We start from the raw sequence: 17,652 nt of genomic DNA, 5'->3' as shown, positions 1-17,652 counted from the left end.
TTTTAAAAATCCATTCAAGATTTTTAGAATATTTATTTTATTATATAACAACTTCTATGAGTTTTAAATTCTTAATATTTTATAAATAGTGATTGTGTAGATTGAATATTAAATATAAAATTCAGGAACTTCTACTGAGGTTCCTAAGCTATTTTATAGTACCCCTGTTGAGGTTCGAATATTATTCCTTTCCTTTTGAGTATTTTTATAATTTCTTCAGCCTTATCTTCACTCATATTGTATCTGTCTGACATTTCAGTTATAAGTATGTTTTTTGGTGTTCTTCCACCATATTCTTCTCCAAGCTCACCAATTATTTCTGTTACTAAACGGATTTTATCACGGTCTGATTTAGCTGGACGTCCTTCAACCTTATCAATATCAAGTTTACCAGTTTCTGGATCGTATCCTACTTGTTTCATACACTTTTGTTGTATTGTAATTGCCCTTTGGGCATCTGCACCAGTTACTTCAGTACCCAACCTTATTCTTGAACTGGCCTCAGAAAGTCTGATTAGAGCCTCAAGCTGACGAGCAGTTATCGGTACAGGTGAATCTTCTTCTGCAGCTCCACCCCTTATACCCACATAAAAATCTTGAAGCACAGCTGTTGCATCATCTGTAAGTTTAGGGCTTACTTCTCTTCTTGCATATGCAATATATTTCCTAAGGAGTTCTGGTTCAATTTCGAATGGTATGGATGTGTCTTTATGTATTCTAAGTATATGGGCTGCAAGTTTTGTGTCTCTTTCAACGTCTGGTTTATCCTCAACAACAAAAATAAGATCGAATCTCGATAAAATTGGTGATGGGAGATCTATCTGCTCTCCAATTGATTTATACTGGTCAAAACGTCCAAATTTAGGGTTGGCTGCTGCTAGTACAGAACATCGGGCATTCAATGTTGCCATTATACCTGCTTTTGCAATAGAAATTGTTTGCTGTTCCAGTGCTTCGTGTATAGCTGATCTATCTTCTGACCTCATTTTGTCGAGTTCGTCAACACATACATTACCACGGTCTCCTAAAACAAGGGCTCCTGCTTCAAGTGACCATCCACCGAATTCATCACGAACAGCTGCGGCTGTGAGTCCAACACCACTTGTACCTTTTCCACTTGTATAAATTCCACGTGGGGCCAGTTTAGAAACATACTTCAGCATCTGGGATTTACCTATACCGGGGTCTCCAACAATTAGAATATGAATGTCTCCCCTTATTCTGGTCTTGTCTTCAAGTTCCTTTGGAGAACCACCAAAGAGTTGAAGTGCAATAGCTTCTTTAACTTCATGATAACCCTGTATTGAAGGTGCTGTTGAGTTTATTATTTTATTATAAACATCAGGATCTGCAGCAAGTCTTTTAATTTCCTCTTCATCTTCTTTACTTATTTTAAGTTCTTCAAATTCCTGTTCAAGGGGTTCAATATAGTTTCCATAAATATAATTTTTGAAACGTTTTGTTTTTTCATCCCTAACAGTTTTCATAACACCTGTTATCTTAACAATATCTCCGGGAGTTAAAGAGTCTACAAGATCGTCTTCCATAACAACAAGTATCTGTTTGGGCTCTTCACCACCTGAAAGATTTTCTAGGGGTTCCTGAAGTTTAGTTGTTTGTGTATCCATGAATTCTGATTCTTCCTGAAGTAATTTGAATGATCTACCACCACATTCTTGACACAGAGCTGGTTCGTTTATCATATTACTTGTCTGAGGCACTTCCTGGAGTCTCATACAGCTTCTGCATTCAAATAGTGCATTAACTATCCTGGGGCGGATTTCATCGGTTTTACGAACAATTCCATCTACTGCAACGAATTTACCAATGTATTTACTTCGTAGAAATCTGAGCTGTATATTATTTCTTACATTCTCAAATCTAATATGTAAATCTGCATTTTTACCCAGTGGATCTATATTCTTAATGGCTTTCTGTGAAGCGTCAATAACTTCTTCTGGTTTTTCAATTAAAAGATCTGCAAGGTCAGGATCAAACATCTCTAGCTCAGAATAATCTATAACCACAGATCTTTCGTCAGGGTATTTTTCGAGAGCTTCAAAAACGGTATCTTTGTATTTGGTGCTGAAAAACTCTTCAAATTTTGCAACTGAAGCTTTAGCTTTTTCTGTAGATGTTATTGATGGCATATAGATAATAAACTCCTTTTGTATTTCATAAAATTTAGGTTAATAGAATTAATAATCCACATATAATATATAGTTTAAAAAATTGGTTAATCATACTATTAAATTTAACAAATTAATATATGGGATACACTGATAATAAATGATCATTCATATGATCTATAATATACATTCTGATCATTCATATTCAAATCCTAATAACATATTGGGATTCACATCGAAATGATGGATTGAATTCTTATTTAAATGGTGATAAAATGAAAAGATCAAGATTAAACTTATTTAAAGCAACTTCCATGAGCATATCTGTACTGGGAATCATAATGATTCTTGGAACAATAGCTGTCTTTGTTTACATAGGTGTTTATTCGATTGGGAACACTATCAACTCTGATGTAGGTAGTGGAACAGCTTATGATCAACTTGCAGTGCTAAAATCAGATTACAACACTTTAAATGGGCAGTATTCTAGCCTGAAAACTAATGTTGATTCAACAAGTAATTCTAATATAAAAACTGCATACATAAATGCTCAACTTGAACTTGTTAAGGCTAAAGCAGCAATTGATGATGTTGACAGTGCATTAGCTTCGGGTAAATCTAAAGAGGAAGTGCAAAAAAGAATAAATGCGGCACAAACTCAGCTTAATGTGGCTAAAACTAGTTTAAGTAATGTTAGGGGTATGATGTAAATACTGTTTAACTTGTTATCCCCTTTTTTAATGTTTTATACGATTTAAAATATTTTTTATATTCCTCAGAACATTCTTTTAAAACCCTTGGCAACAATGTACATTTCAACACTTCCCTTTTTAGATGAAGGGGGTTTTGTGGTTTTAACGGTTTTAAAACGTTCTTTAATGTTTTTCACAATATTTTCAAATTCTGCACCTTGAAAAGCCTTCAAAACAAAGTTTCCGCTATGCATTAGAAGATGATCGCATACTTTTAATGCATTGTCTGCCAGATCAGCAGATCTTAGATTATCCATATCTTTAATTCCAGATAATTTCGGGGATGCATCGGAAATAACAACCTGGGCCATTCCAGAAATGAGATCCTTAACTTGTCCTAATATTTCTTCATTTGTGAAGTCGCCACGGATTGTATAAAAGTTTTCATCATCTAATGGTCTTATCCACTCAAGATCTACACCAATAACCATACCTTCTTCTCCAACTGCTTCAAGAGCAATTTGAGACCAGCCACCAGGAGCAGCTCCTAAATCGACTACTTTATCTCCGGATTTAATCACTCTAAAACGTTTATTAAGTTGTAAAAGTTTGTAAGATGCTCTAGAACGGTATTGTTCTTTTTTAGCCATTTTGTAGTAATGTTCATTTTTCCTTTCTGCATTCCATTTTTTGCCCATATTATTCACCTCCCTTTGAAATTAAGTGATTTACATGTAGAATTTCCTATTTTAATGATTTCTGCTTCCAAACCATTTTCATCAACTTCAACTAACATAACAGATGGATCTGTCATTCTTGGAACAGTTGGGCTCCCAGGATTTAGGAGAATCATTTTATCAATTTCTTTAATAAATGGCACATGAGTATGTCCTGTTATTAGTACATCTACACCCATTTCAAGCCCTATATATTTAAGTTGTTGAGTATCTCCTCTAGGATAAACTTCTCCATGGTCAATTCCAATTTTAACATCATCGACTTTAATAATCTCATTTTTTGGAAATTTCAAACCATACATCCGGTCCATGTTGCCTTGAACACACATTGTAGGTGCCAAATTCTCTAGCTCATGAAGTACAGTTGTTGAAACCAAATCCCCTGCATGTAAAATGAGCTCTACATCCTTAAATATTTCAAATACTGCTTCAGGAATTTTAGCTGATCTTTCAGGAATATGAGTATCAGATATTACGCCTATTAACATGTATATCTCCCCTAATTTTCTAAGGAATAAAAATTATATTATTTATTGTCAACATTTCAAATATTTGATTAATTCAAGAGATTCAATAATTAAATGATTTAAATAAATCCTAATTTATATTTAGTATATTTAATAGTATTAAATATCGTTATTTTCAATATTAGAATTAGTTTTCAATCAACTGTCCTTATGTACCTTGTAAATGTAATTATTTGGAATTTAATTGTTTGGCCTACAAGTTAATATCACACAAAAATATTTCAGCCAACACAAATGAGATATATTATATATATGTCCATGCTTTTAAATATACAAAGTCTACATTATTTAAATTATTAATAGTATATGGAATATTAAATTGTTGATAAGGATTTATGTAGGATATTTACACAGTTATACGTTAATTAAATATTAAAATTATTTTAAACAGTTTGTACGAGTGATATAATGCACGAAGTCATAATATGCGAGAAGCCAAAGGCATCTGAGAAGATAGCTTCTGCTCTTTCAAAAAATTCAGTTAAAAAACGTTATAAGAAGGTTTCATATTACGAATTTGAAGAGAATGGTAATAAAACCACTGTTCTGGCTGCAGTAGGACATTTATATTCACTTGCACCACGAAATAAAAAACAGGCTAGATTATTTGATGTTGAGTGGGTTCCACTATATGAGAAGGATAAACAGAAGAAGTATGTTAAGGATTATGTCGATGCCATAAAAAAGGTGTCTAAGAATGCAGATAAATTTGTTCATGCCTGTGATTACGATATAGAAGGTACTCTCATAGGTTATAATGCTTTAAAATATGCTTGTGGTGAAAAGAGCTTTGATAATGCTGTTAGGATGAAATTTTCAACCCTCACAGACGAAGATATAACAGCCGCATATAAAAATCCAATGGATATAGATTTCAACCAGGTTGACAGTGGTATTGCAAGACATGTTCTTGATTTCCTCTTTGGAGTGAATATATCCAAATCTCTCACAGATTCGGTCATGAAAGCCACTAAACGTTACATCCAGCTTTCTGCAGGCCGAGTACAAACACCTACATTAGCTATTCTTGTTGAACGAGAAAAAGAGATTCAAAAATTCATACCAGAACCATACTGGATGATCAAAGCTGATCTTGAAGTGCCAGGTATAGCAGAAGGAATCACAGCAGATCATAAAGCAGGTAAAATATTTGATAAATCTGTTGCAGATGAGATATTTGCTGACTGCGAAGGTAAAGATGCATTGATAGACAGAATAGATCTTAAAGAAACTGTCAAAGCACCTCCATTTCCATTTGATTTGGGTTCATTACAATCAGAAGCATACGCAGTTTTTGGATTCAGTCCTAAAAAGACACAGCAGATAGCACAAAATCTTTATACAGAAGGTTATACTTCATATCCTCGTACATCTTCACAGAAACTACCAAAGAGTATTGGTGTAGATAAAATACTGAAAAAATTGAGCTATAATGCATCGTTCAAACATCAAGTTGCTAAACTGAAAAAACCCTACAAACCAAATGAAGGAAAGAAAACAGATGAAGCACATCCTGCCATACACCCCACAGGAGTTATTCCGAAGGAGTTAACAACCGATTATAGGAAACTTTACGAACTCATAACATATCGATTTATATCTGTATTTGGTGAAAATGGAATTTTAGAATCAATGAAAACCAACCTTAAAATTGGAAATCAAGATTTCAACTTCTCAAGGAAGAGAATGGCAAAAATGGGATGGATGGATCTAACTCCATTTAGAAAACCAGATGATGATGTTTTTCCAGTAATAAAGGAAGGTGAAACACTTGTTGTTAAAGATGTTCGAAGCGAAGAAAAGGAAACCAAACCGCCTGCAAGGTACAACCAAGCATCTCTCATAAGGGAGCTTGAGAAAAGGGGTTTAGGAACCAAATCAACAAGAGCAAATATTATTTCTATTTTATACAATAGAAAATATGTTGAAGGAAAGAAAATAAAAGTCAATGAATTAGGAGAACATCTTATAGATACTCTGAAAGAGTACTCAAACAAAATAACAAGCGAAGAACTTACAAGAGAGTTTGAAACTAGACTTGAAGAGATCATGGGTGGCAGTGTTGATAAAGAACTGATTATAGAAAAAGCAAAGGTTGAACTTACATCCATACTTGATGATATTGAAAAGAACAAACTTGTAATTGGTGAAGAACTGTATAAGTCCTACAGGGAAAGCAGAGTGGTTGGAAAATGTAAATGCGGTCAAAACCTCATTTTAATAGATTCTCCTCGAGGAAGTACTTTTGTGGGGTGTTCAGGATATCCTGAATGTAAATCTACATATTCGATGCCGATGGGTGCTACGGTTCTTAAAGCAACTTGCGAAGAATGTGGACTCCCTCTAATTTCATTTGGTAAACCAAGACAGAGGGCGTGCCTCGATCCCAAATGTGGTAAAGACGATCGAGAACCTACCAACGAGGTAGTTGGTACATGCCCAGAATGTGAAAGCGATCTAATAAAAAGATCCGGGCGATATGGAGAATTTATTGGTTGCAGTGGATTTCCTAAGTGCAGATTTACCAAATCATTAGATGAGAAAGAGGGTGAACAGAAAACATCAACTGCTAAAAAGGCCACCGGTCAAACTGCTGTTAAAAAAACTACAAAGAAAACTACTAAGAAATCTGCTAAAAAAACTAGTGCAAAAAAACCAACTAAGGCTGCAGCAAAGAGAAAACCTGCTAAAAAAACAGCCAAAAAAAAAGGAACACCTAAAAAAACTTAAAAAATTCTTTTCTTTTATTATCAAAGCTTATTGTATTGTGATGAATTATCCTTTGGAATTATTAATTCTTATAAAATCAAAAAATATAATTGTTAAGTATACAAATCAATGAATTATAACAAAAATGATCATGTATATACAGGAGATAAATATGAGTGCAAAAGAACTGCTATTCAAATATAAATCATTGATTATTATTATTCTATTGTTTTTATTGGTGTTTTCTATCAGAGCAGAAGCAGCAAATATAGGGGGTGTTCCTGATCAGATGAAATCATACTATCAGGATCAAACAGGACTTCCCTACTTCAGTGAGATGGATTCATACTACAACTTTAGACTTACCCAAGATCTTATTAATCATGGTTATCTGGGAGATACTAAGATAAACGGAACCCAATGGGATCTTCATTCGTCATACCCTGCAGGAAAAAGTGCAGAATATCCTCCATTAATTGCATATCTAACAGAAATAGGATATGTAATTGTCAATATATTTGCTAAAGTGCCATTGGCGACTGTTAGCTTCTGGATAGGGGCTTTCATAGCTTCTCTAGCAGTGATACCTGCATATCTATTAGTTAAAAAAATAACTAATGATTATGGGGGAATAACTGCAGGATTACTTGTGGGTTTAGCACCATCATACTTTGCACACACATTTGCAGGTTTCTTTGACACAGACATGTTTAACATGCTTATACCGCTACTTGTTGTAATGTTCTTCGTTTTGAGCTTTCTTACAAATAACTTTAGAAATAGAACCATTTACGCGAGCTTAGCAGCTATTTCGATGCTTATATTTACATTGGCATGGCAGGGATGGTGGTACATTTACTACTTAATTATTGCAAGTGCAGTGATTTATTTAATAGTAAGCAAGTATATATTCCATTTAAAACCTAAACAGTCAACCGAAGGATTAAACGGTAGACTAGCATGGTTCAATGACAAACCTGAAGTTTTCTCATTGATCGTATTTCTGATCTTAAGCATGATATTGATGGCAATATCTCTTGGAGTTACTGGCCTTTTGGGAGCATTAACCGAACCTATAAATGTAAACCAACTTCAAGCAGCAGTTCAAACAACCTCATATCCAAACGTTTACATATCGGTATCAGAACTTCAGATACCAGGAATATCTGAGATAATAAATGGAGTTGGTGGATATTTACCATTTTTCTTCGGATTTTTCGGAGTAATTGCTCTATGTTGGAATTTAAGAACCAAAAAAGAGAAAAAGGAAGTACCTGAGAAAAAAACCAGAAAACCAAGAAGAAGAGGAAAACCTAATCGTAGAAGAAAAGAAGATACGGAAACTAAAGCGGAAAAAGTTATTATTAAACCAGATATTGGAGATCAAAAAAGAAATTATATTTTCTATATAGTACTCTTCACAATATGGCTTTTAATAACTATTTATGCTATGACAAAAGGTGTAAGATTCATAGAAAACTTCTCTCTTCCAATAGCACTCAGCGCAGGTATTTTTGTAGGACTTCTCTATGATTATATAAAAGACCATGTTTCAAACACTTCATATCAAACAATTGTAATGGCAATAATTGTGATTGTAGTTGCATTTTCGCCTGTAGCAACAGCCTATGGGATATCAAACGCTGTTGTACCGGGTACTGATGATTCAATGGTTAATTCACTTGATTGGGTTAAAAATAACACTTCAAATAATACAATTATTACCTCATGGTGGGATTATGGACATTTATTTACTGCTGTAGCAGATAGGCCTGTTACATTTGATGGTTCATCCCAGAATAGTCCAAGAGCATATTGGGTTGGAAAAGCACTTTTAACAAGTAACGAAACACTTTCTGCAGGAATACTTAGAATGCTTGCATCAAGTGGAGATATGGCTCCACTTCTCCTGGATAACTATACCAAAAGTAGCGGTAAGAGTGCAGATATTCTTAGCAGTATCCTTGGTGCTGATAAACAAACTGCATTAACAATAATGACCACAACTTATGGTTTAACACCAGAACAGGCACAAAATGTTGTTCAGTACACCCATCCGGACAACCCAACGCCAGATGTTTTAATTACCAGTTCAGACATGATTCAAAAAGCAGGCTGGTGGTCTTACTTTGGTAGCTGGAATTTCACATCCAATAATGGTACTAACTACCAGTATCTAACAGCACAGATGAATAGCACAACAGTAAATAATAAAACATTACTCATCGGAAATAATGCAGTTGTTGCTCAAGCCAATGGAACTAGCATATCTGCAGGACTACTTAACACCAACAATATAAAAACCAACGATACAAATCAAATATTAAACCAAATATCAACAGAACTCACAACAGGAAATGGTAGTTTAGTAATCCAACCTCACAAACTAACTATAATTAGCAACAACACCATAACACAGACAGTAGTATCAAATTCAAGCCAGTATTCAATATTACTGATCAATCAAAACAACACATACATCTCTGTTGCAATGAATAAAGAACTTGAAGATTCCATGTTCACTAGGCTTTTCTTTATGGGTGGTGCTGGTTTAACCCATTTCAAGTCAATGTATGGGCAGCCTGGAGTCATGGTTTGGGGTGTAACTTACTAATACCCCTTAATAATTTTTTATTAATTCAATTTTTTTAAAATCTCACAATCAAAAACTTTTTTTAAGTGGAAGGAATAAACAACTATTTGTTGATCAATGAAAAGTGAATCCAGATTTATGAATTGAATATTAACTGAAACAATTCAGATTAAATAAACCATCTTAAGTAAAGATACAACATACATCAATTATCATTTAATCTTAAAAATTTAGATATTAATTAATTGATACGTTGCAGAATTTTAAATATATTTTATTTGATATACACATCTTAAACTAATTTTATGTGAGTTTTATGGCTATTGAAGACAGAATCAGAGAAATCGAAGAGGAGATCAAAAAAACTCCTTACAACAAGGCAACTTCCCATCATATAGGGAAGTTAAAAGCCAAACTCTCCAAGCTTAAGGAAGATGCGCTTGCAAGAAGCAGTTCTGGAGGTAAAGGTAGGGGGTTTCATGTTAAAAAAAGTGGAGATTCTACAGTAGTGCTTTTGGGATTTCCATCGGTTGGAAAATCCACTATTTTAAACCAGCTCACCAATGCTGACTCTAAAATAGGAGCATACGAATTCACTACCTTAGATATAGTTCCGGGAGTTATGGAATATAGGGGAGCTAAAATACAGATACTGGATATCCCCGGGATAATAACTGGAGCATCTCGTGGTAAAGGACGAGGAAGGGAAATTCTGTCTGTTGCTAGAAATGCTGACTTTATACTAATGGTGCTTGATGTTTTTAATCCACAACATTTGAAGGTAATCTTGGAAGAACTTAGAAACATTGGAATAAGGGCAAATGAAAGACCTCCAGATGTTACTGTAAAACGAACTAAGATGGGAGGATTACATATATTATCAACTGTTCCTTTAACCAAGATCGATGAAAAAACCATTAGATCCATATTAAATGAATATGGAATACACAGCGCAGACGTGTTGATAAGGGAAGATGTAACTGTTGATCGTTTCATAGATTCAATGGATCCAAGCTGTATCTATGTGCAAATGCTGGTTGTTCTAAATAAAATAGACCTTGCAGATAAAGAATACTTGGAAAAATTAAAATTAGAAATGCCAGAGGCAATTTTAATAGCAGCGGACAAAGGCATCAATACAGAAGAACTCAAGGATGAAATATTCGAAAGACTTGAACTTATACGTCTTTATTTAAAACCACAAGGAAGGAAAGCAGATTTAGAAGAACCCATGATCATACGAAAAGGATCGACTATTGCAGAGGTTGCAGCCAAACTACATAGGGATTTTATAAAAAATTTCAGACATGCAAAGGTTTGGGGTACTTCGGTTAAATTCCCCGGCCAAAAGGTGGGCCTAGATCATGTTTTAAATGATAAAGACGTTTTAAGGTTGATAATAAGAAAATAAAACCTAAATATGGGTTTTAGAAAAGATTTTTTAAAATTCTCACAATGAACACCAATTAAGTTGAAAGAATTTTTATAAGATGAAAAACTATATTAAAGTGGTGAAAAAATGAAATTAGATGATATAATTGTTTCAAAGGCGATAATTGAAGGATTTATGGAAGATTTCTTGGATTATACAGATATGGATGTTGCAATAGGTGGAGGAGGGCCTGCAGGACTCACCGCAGGATACTATCTTGCGAAAGCCGGACTTAAAGTTGCTCTGTTTGAGAAAAAACTCTCAATGGGTGGCGGAATGTGGGGTGGCGGAATGATGTTCAACAAGATCGTTGTTCAAGAGGAAAGCAAACATATCCTAGACGAGTTTGGTATTGGTACTAAAGAATATGAAGAAGGTTACTATGTTGCAGACTCCATTGAATGTGTTTCAACCATATGTTCAGAAGCTTGTAAAGCAGGATTAAAAATATTCAATCTAATGGCTATTGAAGATGTTATGATGATGGAAAAGGGAGTTGAAGGAGTTGTTCTTAACTGGACAGCAGTTGAGATGGGAGGTCTGCATGTAGATCCATTAACTGTTCGTTCAAAGGCAGTTATTGATGCTACAGGACACCCTTGTGAAGTTGTGAAGATACTGGAAAATAAGATGGAAGTAGAACTTCTAACTGAAACAGGAAAGATAATGGGCGAAAAATCCATGTGGGCAGATAAGGCAGAAAGTCAGGTAATGGATAATACAACCGAAGTATACCATGGTCTTTACGTTACAGGAATGGCAGCAAACGCAGTTCATGGATCACCACGTATGGGGCCTATATTTGGTGGAATGCTCCTTTCAGGTGAAAAAGTTGCTCAGATGTTAATAGAAAAATTGAAATAATTCATTCAATTATTCTTTTTCATTAGATTTGGTTACAGAATGACAGCTGTACTTATAACAGGAACACCCGGAACAGGGAAGACAACTGTATCAAGAATTGTTGCTGAAAAATTAAAAACTTCGCTGTTAGCTGTAAATGATCTTGTTGATGAAAAACATATCTATAATGGGATTGATGCAGAAAAGGGATACAAAGTTGTTGATTTAGATACTCTTTCAAATGAAATCAAGGTTATCGTTGAGAATTCTGATAAGAATTATATAATTGTTGAGGGCCATCTTGCACATGAATTTTCCAGCGATGTTGTGGATATGGTTATAGTTCTCAGGGCAAGACCAGATATATTAAGAAAACGCCTTAATAAAAGAAATTGGTCAGATTCTAAGGTTTACGAGAATCTTGAAGCAGAGGCTCTTGATATATGTACATTTGAAGCCGTAGAAATACATGGAAAAAAGGTAAATGAATTGGATACCAGTGATATTGATGTTGAGGAAGTTGCAGATATTGTAATTGAAATAATAAACTGTAAAAAACATTTTCCACCAGGTAATCTCAACTTCCTAGAGGAACTATATGGTATATAAATAATATTTTTGTTGAAATCTGGAAGTATCATTTTAATTAATGAAATAAAACATTCCAGATCGATCTTTTATGATGTTGAACTCCAATAAGAATTGTGATAGCAAAGCTTTTTAAATGGTAACGTGAATAAACTATAATATTATTCTTAAGTACAGTTCTTAGAATTTTAGGGATCTACTCCTTTAGGATTCAAAACCCATATGAGCTAAACATTTTAAGATTAATAGTTCTATATTCTGGTATTTGCAGTTTACCATGAGAGGTTAAACTTTGAGAAGGGGAAGAAGACCGAAATGGATGTTAAAAATAGCTGAAGAGAGAATTGACATTCTTTTTAACAAGGCTGATGATGAATTAACCAGGCATCCAGAAAGGTCCAATCGTTACGTTGAAATGGCTCGAAATATTGCAAAAAAGTACAATATGAAGATGTCCTCTAAATGGAGCAAGAGATTCTGCCGCAGTTGCTATCATTTTATGAAACCCGGTTTAAACTGCCAGATAAGATTATCCGATTCAAGCGTGGTTATTAAATGTCTTGAATGTGGGAATATAAATAAAATTCCATATATGAAGGAAAAAAAAGAGAGAAGGAGGAGGAAAATTGAATATAATAACACCTCCAAAAAAGGAATTAATGAACAGATCATTATCAACAATCACCATAAACATAGGAAAATCAAGAATAAATAACAATGTTGTAGAAGAGATAAAAAGACAGCTCAAGGAAAATGAAGTTATAAAGCTCAGATTTTCAAAAGGTATATCTGGAGAGAAACAAAACTATATTACCGAGATCATTGAAAAGTCTAATTCTAAACTTATTGATTTTAGAGGTAACGTTGCTGTAATATTCAAACAAAGAAGAGGTAAATAGGAGGATAAATATGACTACAATTTACGATGTGCCAGCAGATTCGCTCATCAGCGAAGTTGCAAAGGAATTAAACGAAAACAAGAAAATAGCACCCCCAGAATGGGCAACATTTGTGAAAACAGGTGTTCATAAAGAGAGAAGACCCGACAACCCTGATTGGTGGTATGTGCGGTGTGCATCCATATTAAGAAAGGTTTACATGGATGGTCCTGTGGGTATAAACAGTCTTAAAACCTACTATGGTGGTAAAAAAGACAGAGGTACAGCACCTGAGAAATTCAAGAAGGGTAGTGGTGCAGTAATTAGAGGAGCATTACACCAGCTCGAGGACGCAGGATACGTCCGCAAAGTAGGTGAAGGAAGACTTGTAACTCCTGAAGGAAAATCATTCCTTGATAAAACATCCCATAGACTAAAAAAAGATATCCCTGAACTTTCCAAATATTAACGGAGGTCTTTGATGACTGACATCGATGAAATAAGGCGTAAAAGAATGCAACAACTTCAGCAGCAGCAAGCTAATCCGCAATCTTCACAAGCCGCCGAACAAGAACAGGTGCGCAAGGAGATGGATGCCCAAAAAAAACAGGCCATGATGCAACTACTTACACCAGAGGCCAGGGCAAGACTCGCTAATATTCGACTCACAAAACCAGAATTTGTGGATCAGATAGAGATTCAACTAATCCAACTCGCTCAATCGGGACGTGTGCAATCTAAGATTACTGATGATCAGCTCAAAGAACTTCTTAGAAAACTCATTGGTCAGAAAAGAGAGATTAATATTAAAAGAAGTTATTAAAAAGATGATGGGATAAATGAAGGCTGGTGTACTTTACAGTGGAGGAAAAGATAGTTCAATAATTGCAGTTATTCTAAAAAATTTAGGATACCAAGTTGAATTGGTAACTGTTAACTTTGGATTTTATCCCTCATGGAAAGCAGCAGCAGAATCCTCATCAAAACTCGGGTTCAAACACCGAATTCTGAAAGGAGAACCTGATGTACTTAAAGATGCTGTGAAAACCATAATAAATGATGGATTTCCCAACAACGGTATAAACAAAGTACATACATACGCACTTGAACTTATAGCTAATGATTATTCAGTTGTTTCCGATGGAACAAGGCGAGATGATAAGGTTCCAAAACTCGATTTAAACCAAATTAGAAGTTTTGAAGATAGAAATGATGTTGAATACATTAATCTTGGAGGATTAGGTCATAAATCCATAAATAGTCTTTCAAATGCTTTATTCCATGTAAAAAAAGAGTTAACAAGCATGGAAAATAATTCTGACTATGAGATAGAGATAAGATTTCTTATTTCAAAACTTGAAGGTGAAGAGCTAGCCTTTAAAATATTCCCAGAACATTTACAATCAAGAGTAATAGGATGGAGAGAAAATGAGTAGAAATAAACCATGTGCAAAGAAATTAAGACTTTCAAAAGCCACAAAACAAAACAGACGCGTACCTCTATGGGTTATGCTTAAAACGTCAAGAAAAGTCCGGACTCATCCGAAGATGAGGCAATGGAGAAGAAGTAAAGTCAAAGCATAGGTGATTTAAATGGAAAGAGTTTACATTATCCCATTAAGGGATGTTAAAAGAGTACCGAGGACCATAAGGTCTCCTAAGGCAATTAGATTGGTAAGAGAATTCCTAAAAAAACACATGAAATCTGATGATATCAAAATAGATACCTCTGTTAACGAGAAAATATGGGAGAGAGGAATTCAAAAGGTACCACCAAAAATCAAAGTGAAGGCAGTAAAGGAAGAGGATGGTTCTGTATCAGTCACCTTAGTAGAATAGGTGAGTTTATGATTAGAAGGATTAATATTGGCGGAAGCCCAAATCTTGGCGTTTCAATATCAGCCACAGAAAAAATTGCTATTACTCCTACAAATATATTGGATGGAATGGTTGATTTGATAACAGAATGTTTAGATGTTTCGGTTATCAAAACCCCTATCAGTGGAAGTAACTTGACTGGGGCATTAACATGCGGAAATTCAAATGGTATAGTTGTTTCAAAGTATGCCTTTGACAATGAGTTAGAAATAATCCGAGAAGAAGGGATTGAAGTTGAGAGAATACCAGACAAACTCACTGCAGTAGGAAATATTATTCTTGCAAATGACTTTGGGGCACTCGTGCATCCGCTTATCTCAGATAAAGCCATTGAAACGATATCCCATGTTTTAGACGTTGAAGTTCAAAGAGGAAGTATAGCAAATTTTAAAATTACAGGATCAGTTGCAACAGCAACCAACAAAGGAGTATTAGTACATCCAGCTGCTAGCGAGGATGAAATTGAATTTATTGAAAAATTATTCAAAACTCCTGTAGATGTGGGAACCGTTAACAACGGAACACAACTTGTGGGTGCTTGTGCAGTAGCCAACTCAAAGGGAGTTATGGTAGGACTGAACACAACAGGTCCTGAACTTGCAAGAATAGAGGAAGCATTTGGTTTTCTTGAGGGATATTTATGAAGACAAAGATATTTAGAGTTCAGGGAAAATTTATGATGGGCCAAGGCCTTAAACACTTCACAAAAGAGTTAAAAGCTATAAGTGAAGACGACATACGTGAAAAAATATATTCTGAGTTTGGTAGCAAACATAGGATAGGTAGAAGCAAGATATTCATTGATGATATCAAAGAGATCTCTATTGAAGAATCTGTAGATCCAATCATCAAAGCATTATCCAACAGGTGATCTGATGGAAGATAGACAAAGACTTGAAGCGTTGGTGAAAGAACTGAATACATATCAAGGACAGGCAGAAGTACTTCAGCAACAAATTGATACTTTAAACGCAACTATTACCGAACTCCAAGTTGCTATGGACACTTTGGAAACTGTTAAAGGAGAAGATAATAAAGAAACACTAGTACCTATAGGTGCAGGATCCTTCCTTATAACAGAATTAAAAAATACTGAAGAAGTAATAATTGGTCTTGGAGCGGGGGTAGCTGTTAAAAAGACAGTAGATGATGCTAAAGAAACTATAGCCGAACAAAAGAAAGAACTTGAAGAGCTTAAAGAAAAAATGGCATCGGATCTTCAGAAGATAACTGAATACATAATGCAGAGGAGTCCTGAAGCAGAGGAACTAATGCAGAAAGTTGAAGGAGAAGTCTAAATTAGATTATTCCTTTTACCCTTTATTAAATAATTATATTTTAAATTTAAGGGAGTGAAAGCTCTTTGTTTGAATCACTTAAAAAGAAGTTTACAGGTACAATTGGAAAGATATCAGATAAAGTAACAGCAGAAGAAGAATTAGAAGCTGCATCAGAGGAAACAGAGGTTGTTAAATCTACTGAAAAATCTGAATCTCCTAAATCTGTTGAGAAACCTGATACAAAACCTGTGGATGATAGATCGTCTGAAACAGAATCAAAAGTTGAAGACGGAAAAAAATCAGGAATGTTGGGATTTCTTCGTGGAAAATCCAATGAAACTGAAGAAATTAAAGATGAGAAATCAATTGTAAAAGAATCTTCAGAATTGGAAACTCCAATTTCTGATGAAACTGAACTCATCGAATCAGAAACTTCTGAAGAATCAGATGATAAATCGGGTATATTCTCTTTTGTTAGAAATAAAACCATATCTGAAAAAGATATTGATGATATTTTATTTGAACTTGAATTAGCACTATTAGAAGGCGACGTAGCAATGGATGTTGCTGAGAAAATAATTAATTCTGTTAAGGACGATTTGATTGGTCGTAAAATACGGCGTAGAAGCGATGTTACAGATTTTACACGAGATGCCCTAAAAAAGGCAATATCAAATATTTTAGATATTGAAAGCAAAGATGTGATTTCACTTGCAGAAAATGCTAAAAAATCTGGTGAGCCATTAAAGATAATGTTTGTGGGAATAAATGGTACTGGAAAAACCACTACAATTGCTAAAATTTCAACTTACTTATTGGAAAAGGGATATACGCCAGTTATCGCTGCTTCAGATACTTTCAGGGCGGGTGCAATTGAACAGTTAACCCATCATGCTGATAAATTAGGAGTTAAAATAATTAAACATAAGAAAGGTGCAGATCCTGCTGCTGTGGCATTTGATGCAGTTGAACATGCTAAGGCAAAGGGCAAAGAACTGGTTCTTGTTGATACTGCTGGTCGAATGCAGACAAATATCAATTTAATGGATGAAATGAAGAAAATTAAACGTGTTATACATCCTGATCTGATTATATATGTTGGTGACGCATTAACAGGGAATGATTCAGTTGAACAAGCTCAAAAATTCAATGAAGCTGTTGGGATTGATGGTATAATCCTAACAAAGGCTGATGCTGATGCCAAGGGTGGCGCAGCCCTGTCTATTGGATATGTAATACAAAAACCAATATTATTTTTAGGAGTAGGGCAGTCTTATTCGGATATAATTGAGTTTAAACCTGAATGGATGGTTGAACAGATTATAGGATAAATTAACAGATTTTCTTTTTAATGAATAAAAATCTT

20 protein-coding genes are annotated in these 17,652 nt (G+C 34.6%); 17 read left to right on the top strand and 3 right to left on the bottom strand.

What is annotated here, in order from left to right; translation table 11 throughout:
* Positions 1-143 precede the first annotated feature (143 nt).
* On the bottom strand, positions 144-2,141 hold the full coding sequence (mcm, locus tag DL91_RS09635; RefSeq protein ID WP_048192690.1) for a minichromosome maintenance protein MCM: 1,998 nt from the start codon (positions 2,139-2,141) through the stop codon (positions 144-146).
* Between the two features lie 263 nt (positions 2,142-2,404).
* Between mcm and DL91_RS09630 the strand changes: the two genes are divergently transcribed.
* Positions 2,405-2,839: a hypothetical protein gene (locus DL91_RS09630; protein ID WP_048191339.1), complete on the top strand. Its 435-nt coding sequence runs from the start codon at positions 2,405-2,407 to the stop codon at positions 2,837-2,839.
* 65 nt (positions 2,840-2,904) lie between these two features.
* Here the strand turns inward: DL91_RS09630 and DL91_RS09625 are convergent, their stop codons facing one another.
* Both DL91_RS09625 and DL91_RS09620 read right to left on the bottom strand, forming a co-directional pair.
* Entirely contained in the window at positions 2,905-3,519 is a 615-nt protein-coding gene (locus DL91_RS09625; RefSeq protein ID WP_048191335.1) for an RlmE family RNA methyltransferase, read from the bottom strand.
* Positions 3,520-3,524: 5 nt separating this feature from the next.
* A complete protein-coding gene (locus tag DL91_RS09620; protein ID WP_048191333.1) occupies positions 3,525-4,046 on the bottom strand; it encodes a metallophosphoesterase in 522 nt (173 codons plus the stop codon).
* A gap of 447 nt (positions 4,047-4,493) precedes the next feature.
* Here DL91_RS09620 and topA point away from each other — a divergent pair, with 447 nt between their 5' ends.
* The 16 genes from topA to ftsY all read left to right on the top strand — a co-directional run bounded on the left by topA (position 4,494) and on the right by ftsY (position 17,617).
* On the top strand, positions 4,494-6,815 hold the full coding sequence (gene topA / locus DL91_RS09615; RefSeq protein WP_048191331.1) for a DNA topoisomerase I: 2,322 nt from the start codon (positions 4,494-4,496) through the stop codon (positions 6,813-6,815).
* A gap of 151 nt (positions 6,816-6,966) precedes the next feature.
* Positions 6,967-9,408: an STT3 domain-containing protein gene (locus tag DL91_RS09610; protein ID WP_048191329.1), complete on the top strand. Its 2,442-nt coding sequence runs from the start codon at positions 6,967-6,969 to the stop codon at positions 9,406-9,408.
* Between the two features lie 295 nt (positions 9,409-9,703).
* The gene (locus DL91_RS09605; RefSeq protein WP_048191327.1) at positions 9,704-10,798 is read left to right on the top strand and encodes a GTP-binding protein; all 1,095 of its coding nucleotides are present in this window, start codon (positions 9,704-9,706) and stop codon (positions 10,796-10,798) included.
* A gap of 108 nt (positions 10,799-10,906) precedes the next feature.
* Positions 10,907-11,683: a sulfide-dependent adenosine diphosphate thiazole synthase gene (locus DL91_RS09600; RefSeq protein WP_048191325.1), complete on the top strand. Its 777-nt coding sequence runs from the start codon at positions 10,907-10,909 to the stop codon at positions 11,681-11,683.
* Between the two features lie 39 nt (positions 11,684-11,722).
* The gene (locus DL91_RS09595) at positions 11,723-12,271 is read left to right on the top strand and encodes an adenylate kinase family protein (protein WP_048191322.1); all 549 of its coding nucleotides are present in this window, start codon (positions 11,723-11,725) and stop codon (positions 12,269-12,271) included.
* A 298-nt stretch (positions 12,272-12,569) separates the two neighbouring features.
* Positions 12,570-12,965 carry a ribonuclease P protein component 4 gene (locus tag DL91_RS13180; protein ID WP_369792075.1) on the top strand — a complete coding sequence of 132 codons (396 nt, stop codon included), beginning with the start codon at positions 12,570-12,572 and terminating at the stop codon, positions 12,963-12,965.
* Entirely contained in the window at positions 12,886-13,149 is a 264-nt protein-coding gene (locus DL91_RS09590) for a YhbY family RNA-binding protein (protein ID WP_048192688.1), read from the top strand. The genes DL91_RS13180 and DL91_RS09590 overlap by 80 nt, the downstream gene beginning before the upstream one ends.
* A 10-nt stretch (positions 13,150-13,159) precedes the next feature.
* The gene (locus DL91_RS09585) at positions 13,160-13,597 is read left to right on the top strand and encodes a 30S ribosomal protein S19e (protein WP_048191320.1); all 438 of its coding nucleotides are present in this window, start codon (positions 13,160-13,162) and stop codon (positions 13,595-13,597) included.
* Positions 13,598-13,609: 12 nt separating this feature from the next.
* Positions 13,610-13,951, top strand: a complete 342-nt coding sequence (locus DL91_RS09580) for a DNA-binding protein (RefSeq protein WP_048191318.1) — start codon at positions 13,610-13,612, stop codon at positions 13,949-13,951.
* Between the two features lie 16 nt (positions 13,952-13,967).
* Complete coding sequence (locus DL91_RS09575) at positions 13,968-14,564, top strand: asparagine synthase-related protein (protein WP_048191316.1); 597 nt, start codon at positions 13,968-13,970, stop codon at positions 14,562-14,564.
* Complete coding sequence (locus tag DL91_RS09570) at positions 14,557-14,712, top strand: 50S ribosomal protein L39e (protein ID WP_013644146.1); 156 nt, start codon at positions 14,557-14,559, stop codon at positions 14,710-14,712. Before DL91_RS09575 ends, DL91_RS09570 begins: the two co-directional genes overlap by 8 nt.
* A 9-nt stretch (positions 14,713-14,721) precedes the next feature.
* Positions 14,722-14,967 (top strand): 50S ribosomal protein L31e, encoded by a 246-nt coding sequence (locus DL91_RS09565; protein ID WP_048191311.1) that lies wholly within the window; start codon positions 14,722-14,724, stop codon positions 14,965-14,967.
* Positions 14,968-14,975: 8 nt separating this feature from the next.
* On the top strand, positions 14,976-15,650 hold the full coding sequence (locus DL91_RS09560) for a translation initiation factor IF-6 (protein ID WP_048191310.1): 675 nt from the start codon (positions 14,976-14,978) through the stop codon (positions 15,648-15,650).
* Positions 15,647-15,877 (top strand): 50S ribosomal protein L18Ae, encoded by a 231-nt coding sequence (gene rpl18a / locus DL91_RS09555; RefSeq protein ID WP_048191308.1) that lies wholly within the window; start codon positions 15,647-15,649, stop codon positions 15,875-15,877. Before DL91_RS09560 ends, rpl18a begins: the two co-directional genes overlap by 4 nt.
* Before the next feature lie 4 nt (positions 15,878-15,881).
* Positions 15,882-16,304 carry a prefoldin subunit alpha gene (gene pfdA / locus DL91_RS09550; protein ID WP_048191307.1) on the top strand — a complete coding sequence of 141 codons (423 nt, stop codon included), beginning with the start codon at positions 15,882-15,884 and terminating at the stop codon, positions 16,302-16,304.
* Positions 16,305-16,369: 65 nt separating this feature from the next.
* Entirely contained in the window at positions 16,370-17,617 is a 1,248-nt protein-coding gene (gene ftsY, locus DL91_RS09545; protein ID WP_048191306.1) for a signal recognition particle-docking protein FtsY, read from the top strand.
* Positions 17,618-17,652 lie beyond the last annotated feature (35 nt).

Origin of the sequence: Methanobacterium sp. SMA-27 (assembly GCF_000744455.1) — an archaeon.
Classification (GTDB): Archaea; Methanobacteriota; Methanobacteria; order Methanobacteriales; family Methanobacteriaceae; genus Methanobacterium_B.
This window is presented reverse-complemented; position numbering and strand designations above follow the sequence as displayed.

Bases quoted from the DNA above. Each gene is read 5' to 3' on its own strand.
- rpl18a (WP_048191308.1), top strand. From the start codon at position 15,647: ATGAAGACAAAGATATTTAGAGTTCAGGGAAAATTTATGATGGGCCAA.
- DL91_RS09580 (WP_048191318.1), top strand. From the start codon at position 13,610: ATGACTGACATCGATGAAATAAGGCGTAAAAGAATGCAACAACTTCAG.
- DL91_RS09630 (WP_048191339.1), top strand. From the start codon at position 2,405: ATGAAAAGATCAAGATTAAACTTATTTAAAGCAACTTCCATGAGCATA.
- DL91_RS09575 (WP_048191316.1), top strand. From the start codon at position 13,968: ATGAAGGCTGGTGTACTTTACAGTGGAGGAAAAGATAGTTCAATAATT.
- DL91_RS09585 (WP_048191320.1), top strand. From the start codon at position 13,160: ATGACTACAATTTACGATGTGCCAGCAGATTCGCTCATCAGCGAAGTT.
- DL91_RS09570 (WP_013644146.1), top strand. From the start codon at position 14,557: ATGAGTAGAAATAAACCATGTGCAAAGAAATTAAGACTTTCAAAAGCC.
- DL91_RS09600 (WP_048191325.1), top strand. From the start codon at position 10,907: ATGAAATTAGATGATATAATTGTTTCAAAGGCGATAATTGAAGGATTT.
- DL91_RS09560 (WP_048191310.1), top strand. From the start codon at position 14,976: ATGATTAGAAGGATTAATATTGGCGGAAGCCCAAATCTTGGCGTTTCA.
- DL91_RS13180 (WP_369792075.1), top strand. From the start codon at position 12,570: ATGTTAAAAATAGCTGAAGAGAGAATTGACATTCTTTTTAACAAGGCT.
- DL91_RS09605 (WP_048191327.1), top strand. From the start codon at position 9,704: ATGGCTATTGAAGACAGAATCAGAGAAATCGAAGAGGAGATCAAAAAA.
- topA (WP_048191331.1), top strand. From the start codon at position 4,494: ATGCACGAAGTCATAATATGCGAGAAGCCAAAGGCATCTGAGAAGATA.
- DL91_RS09565 (WP_048191311.1), top strand. From the start codon at position 14,722: ATGGAAAGAGTTTACATTATCCCATTAAGGGATGTTAAAAGAGTACCG.
- DL91_RS09625 (WP_048191335.1), bottom strand. From the start codon at position 3,519: ATGGGCAAAAAATGGAATGCAGAAAGGAAAAATGAACATTACTACAAA.
- DL91_RS09595 (WP_048191322.1), top strand. From the start codon at position 11,723: ATGACAGCTGTACTTATAACAGGAACACCCGGAACAGGGAAGACAACT.
- DL91_RS09610 (WP_048191329.1), top strand. From the start codon at position 6,967: ATGAGTGCAAAAGAACTGCTATTCAAATATAAATCATTGATTATTATT.
- pfdA (WP_048191307.1), top strand. From the start codon at position 15,882: ATGGAAGATAGACAAAGACTTGAAGCGTTGGTGAAAGAACTGAATACA.
- DL91_RS09620 (WP_048191333.1), bottom strand. From the start codon at position 4,046: ATGTTAATAGGCGTAATATCTGATACTCATATTCCTGAAAGATCAGCT.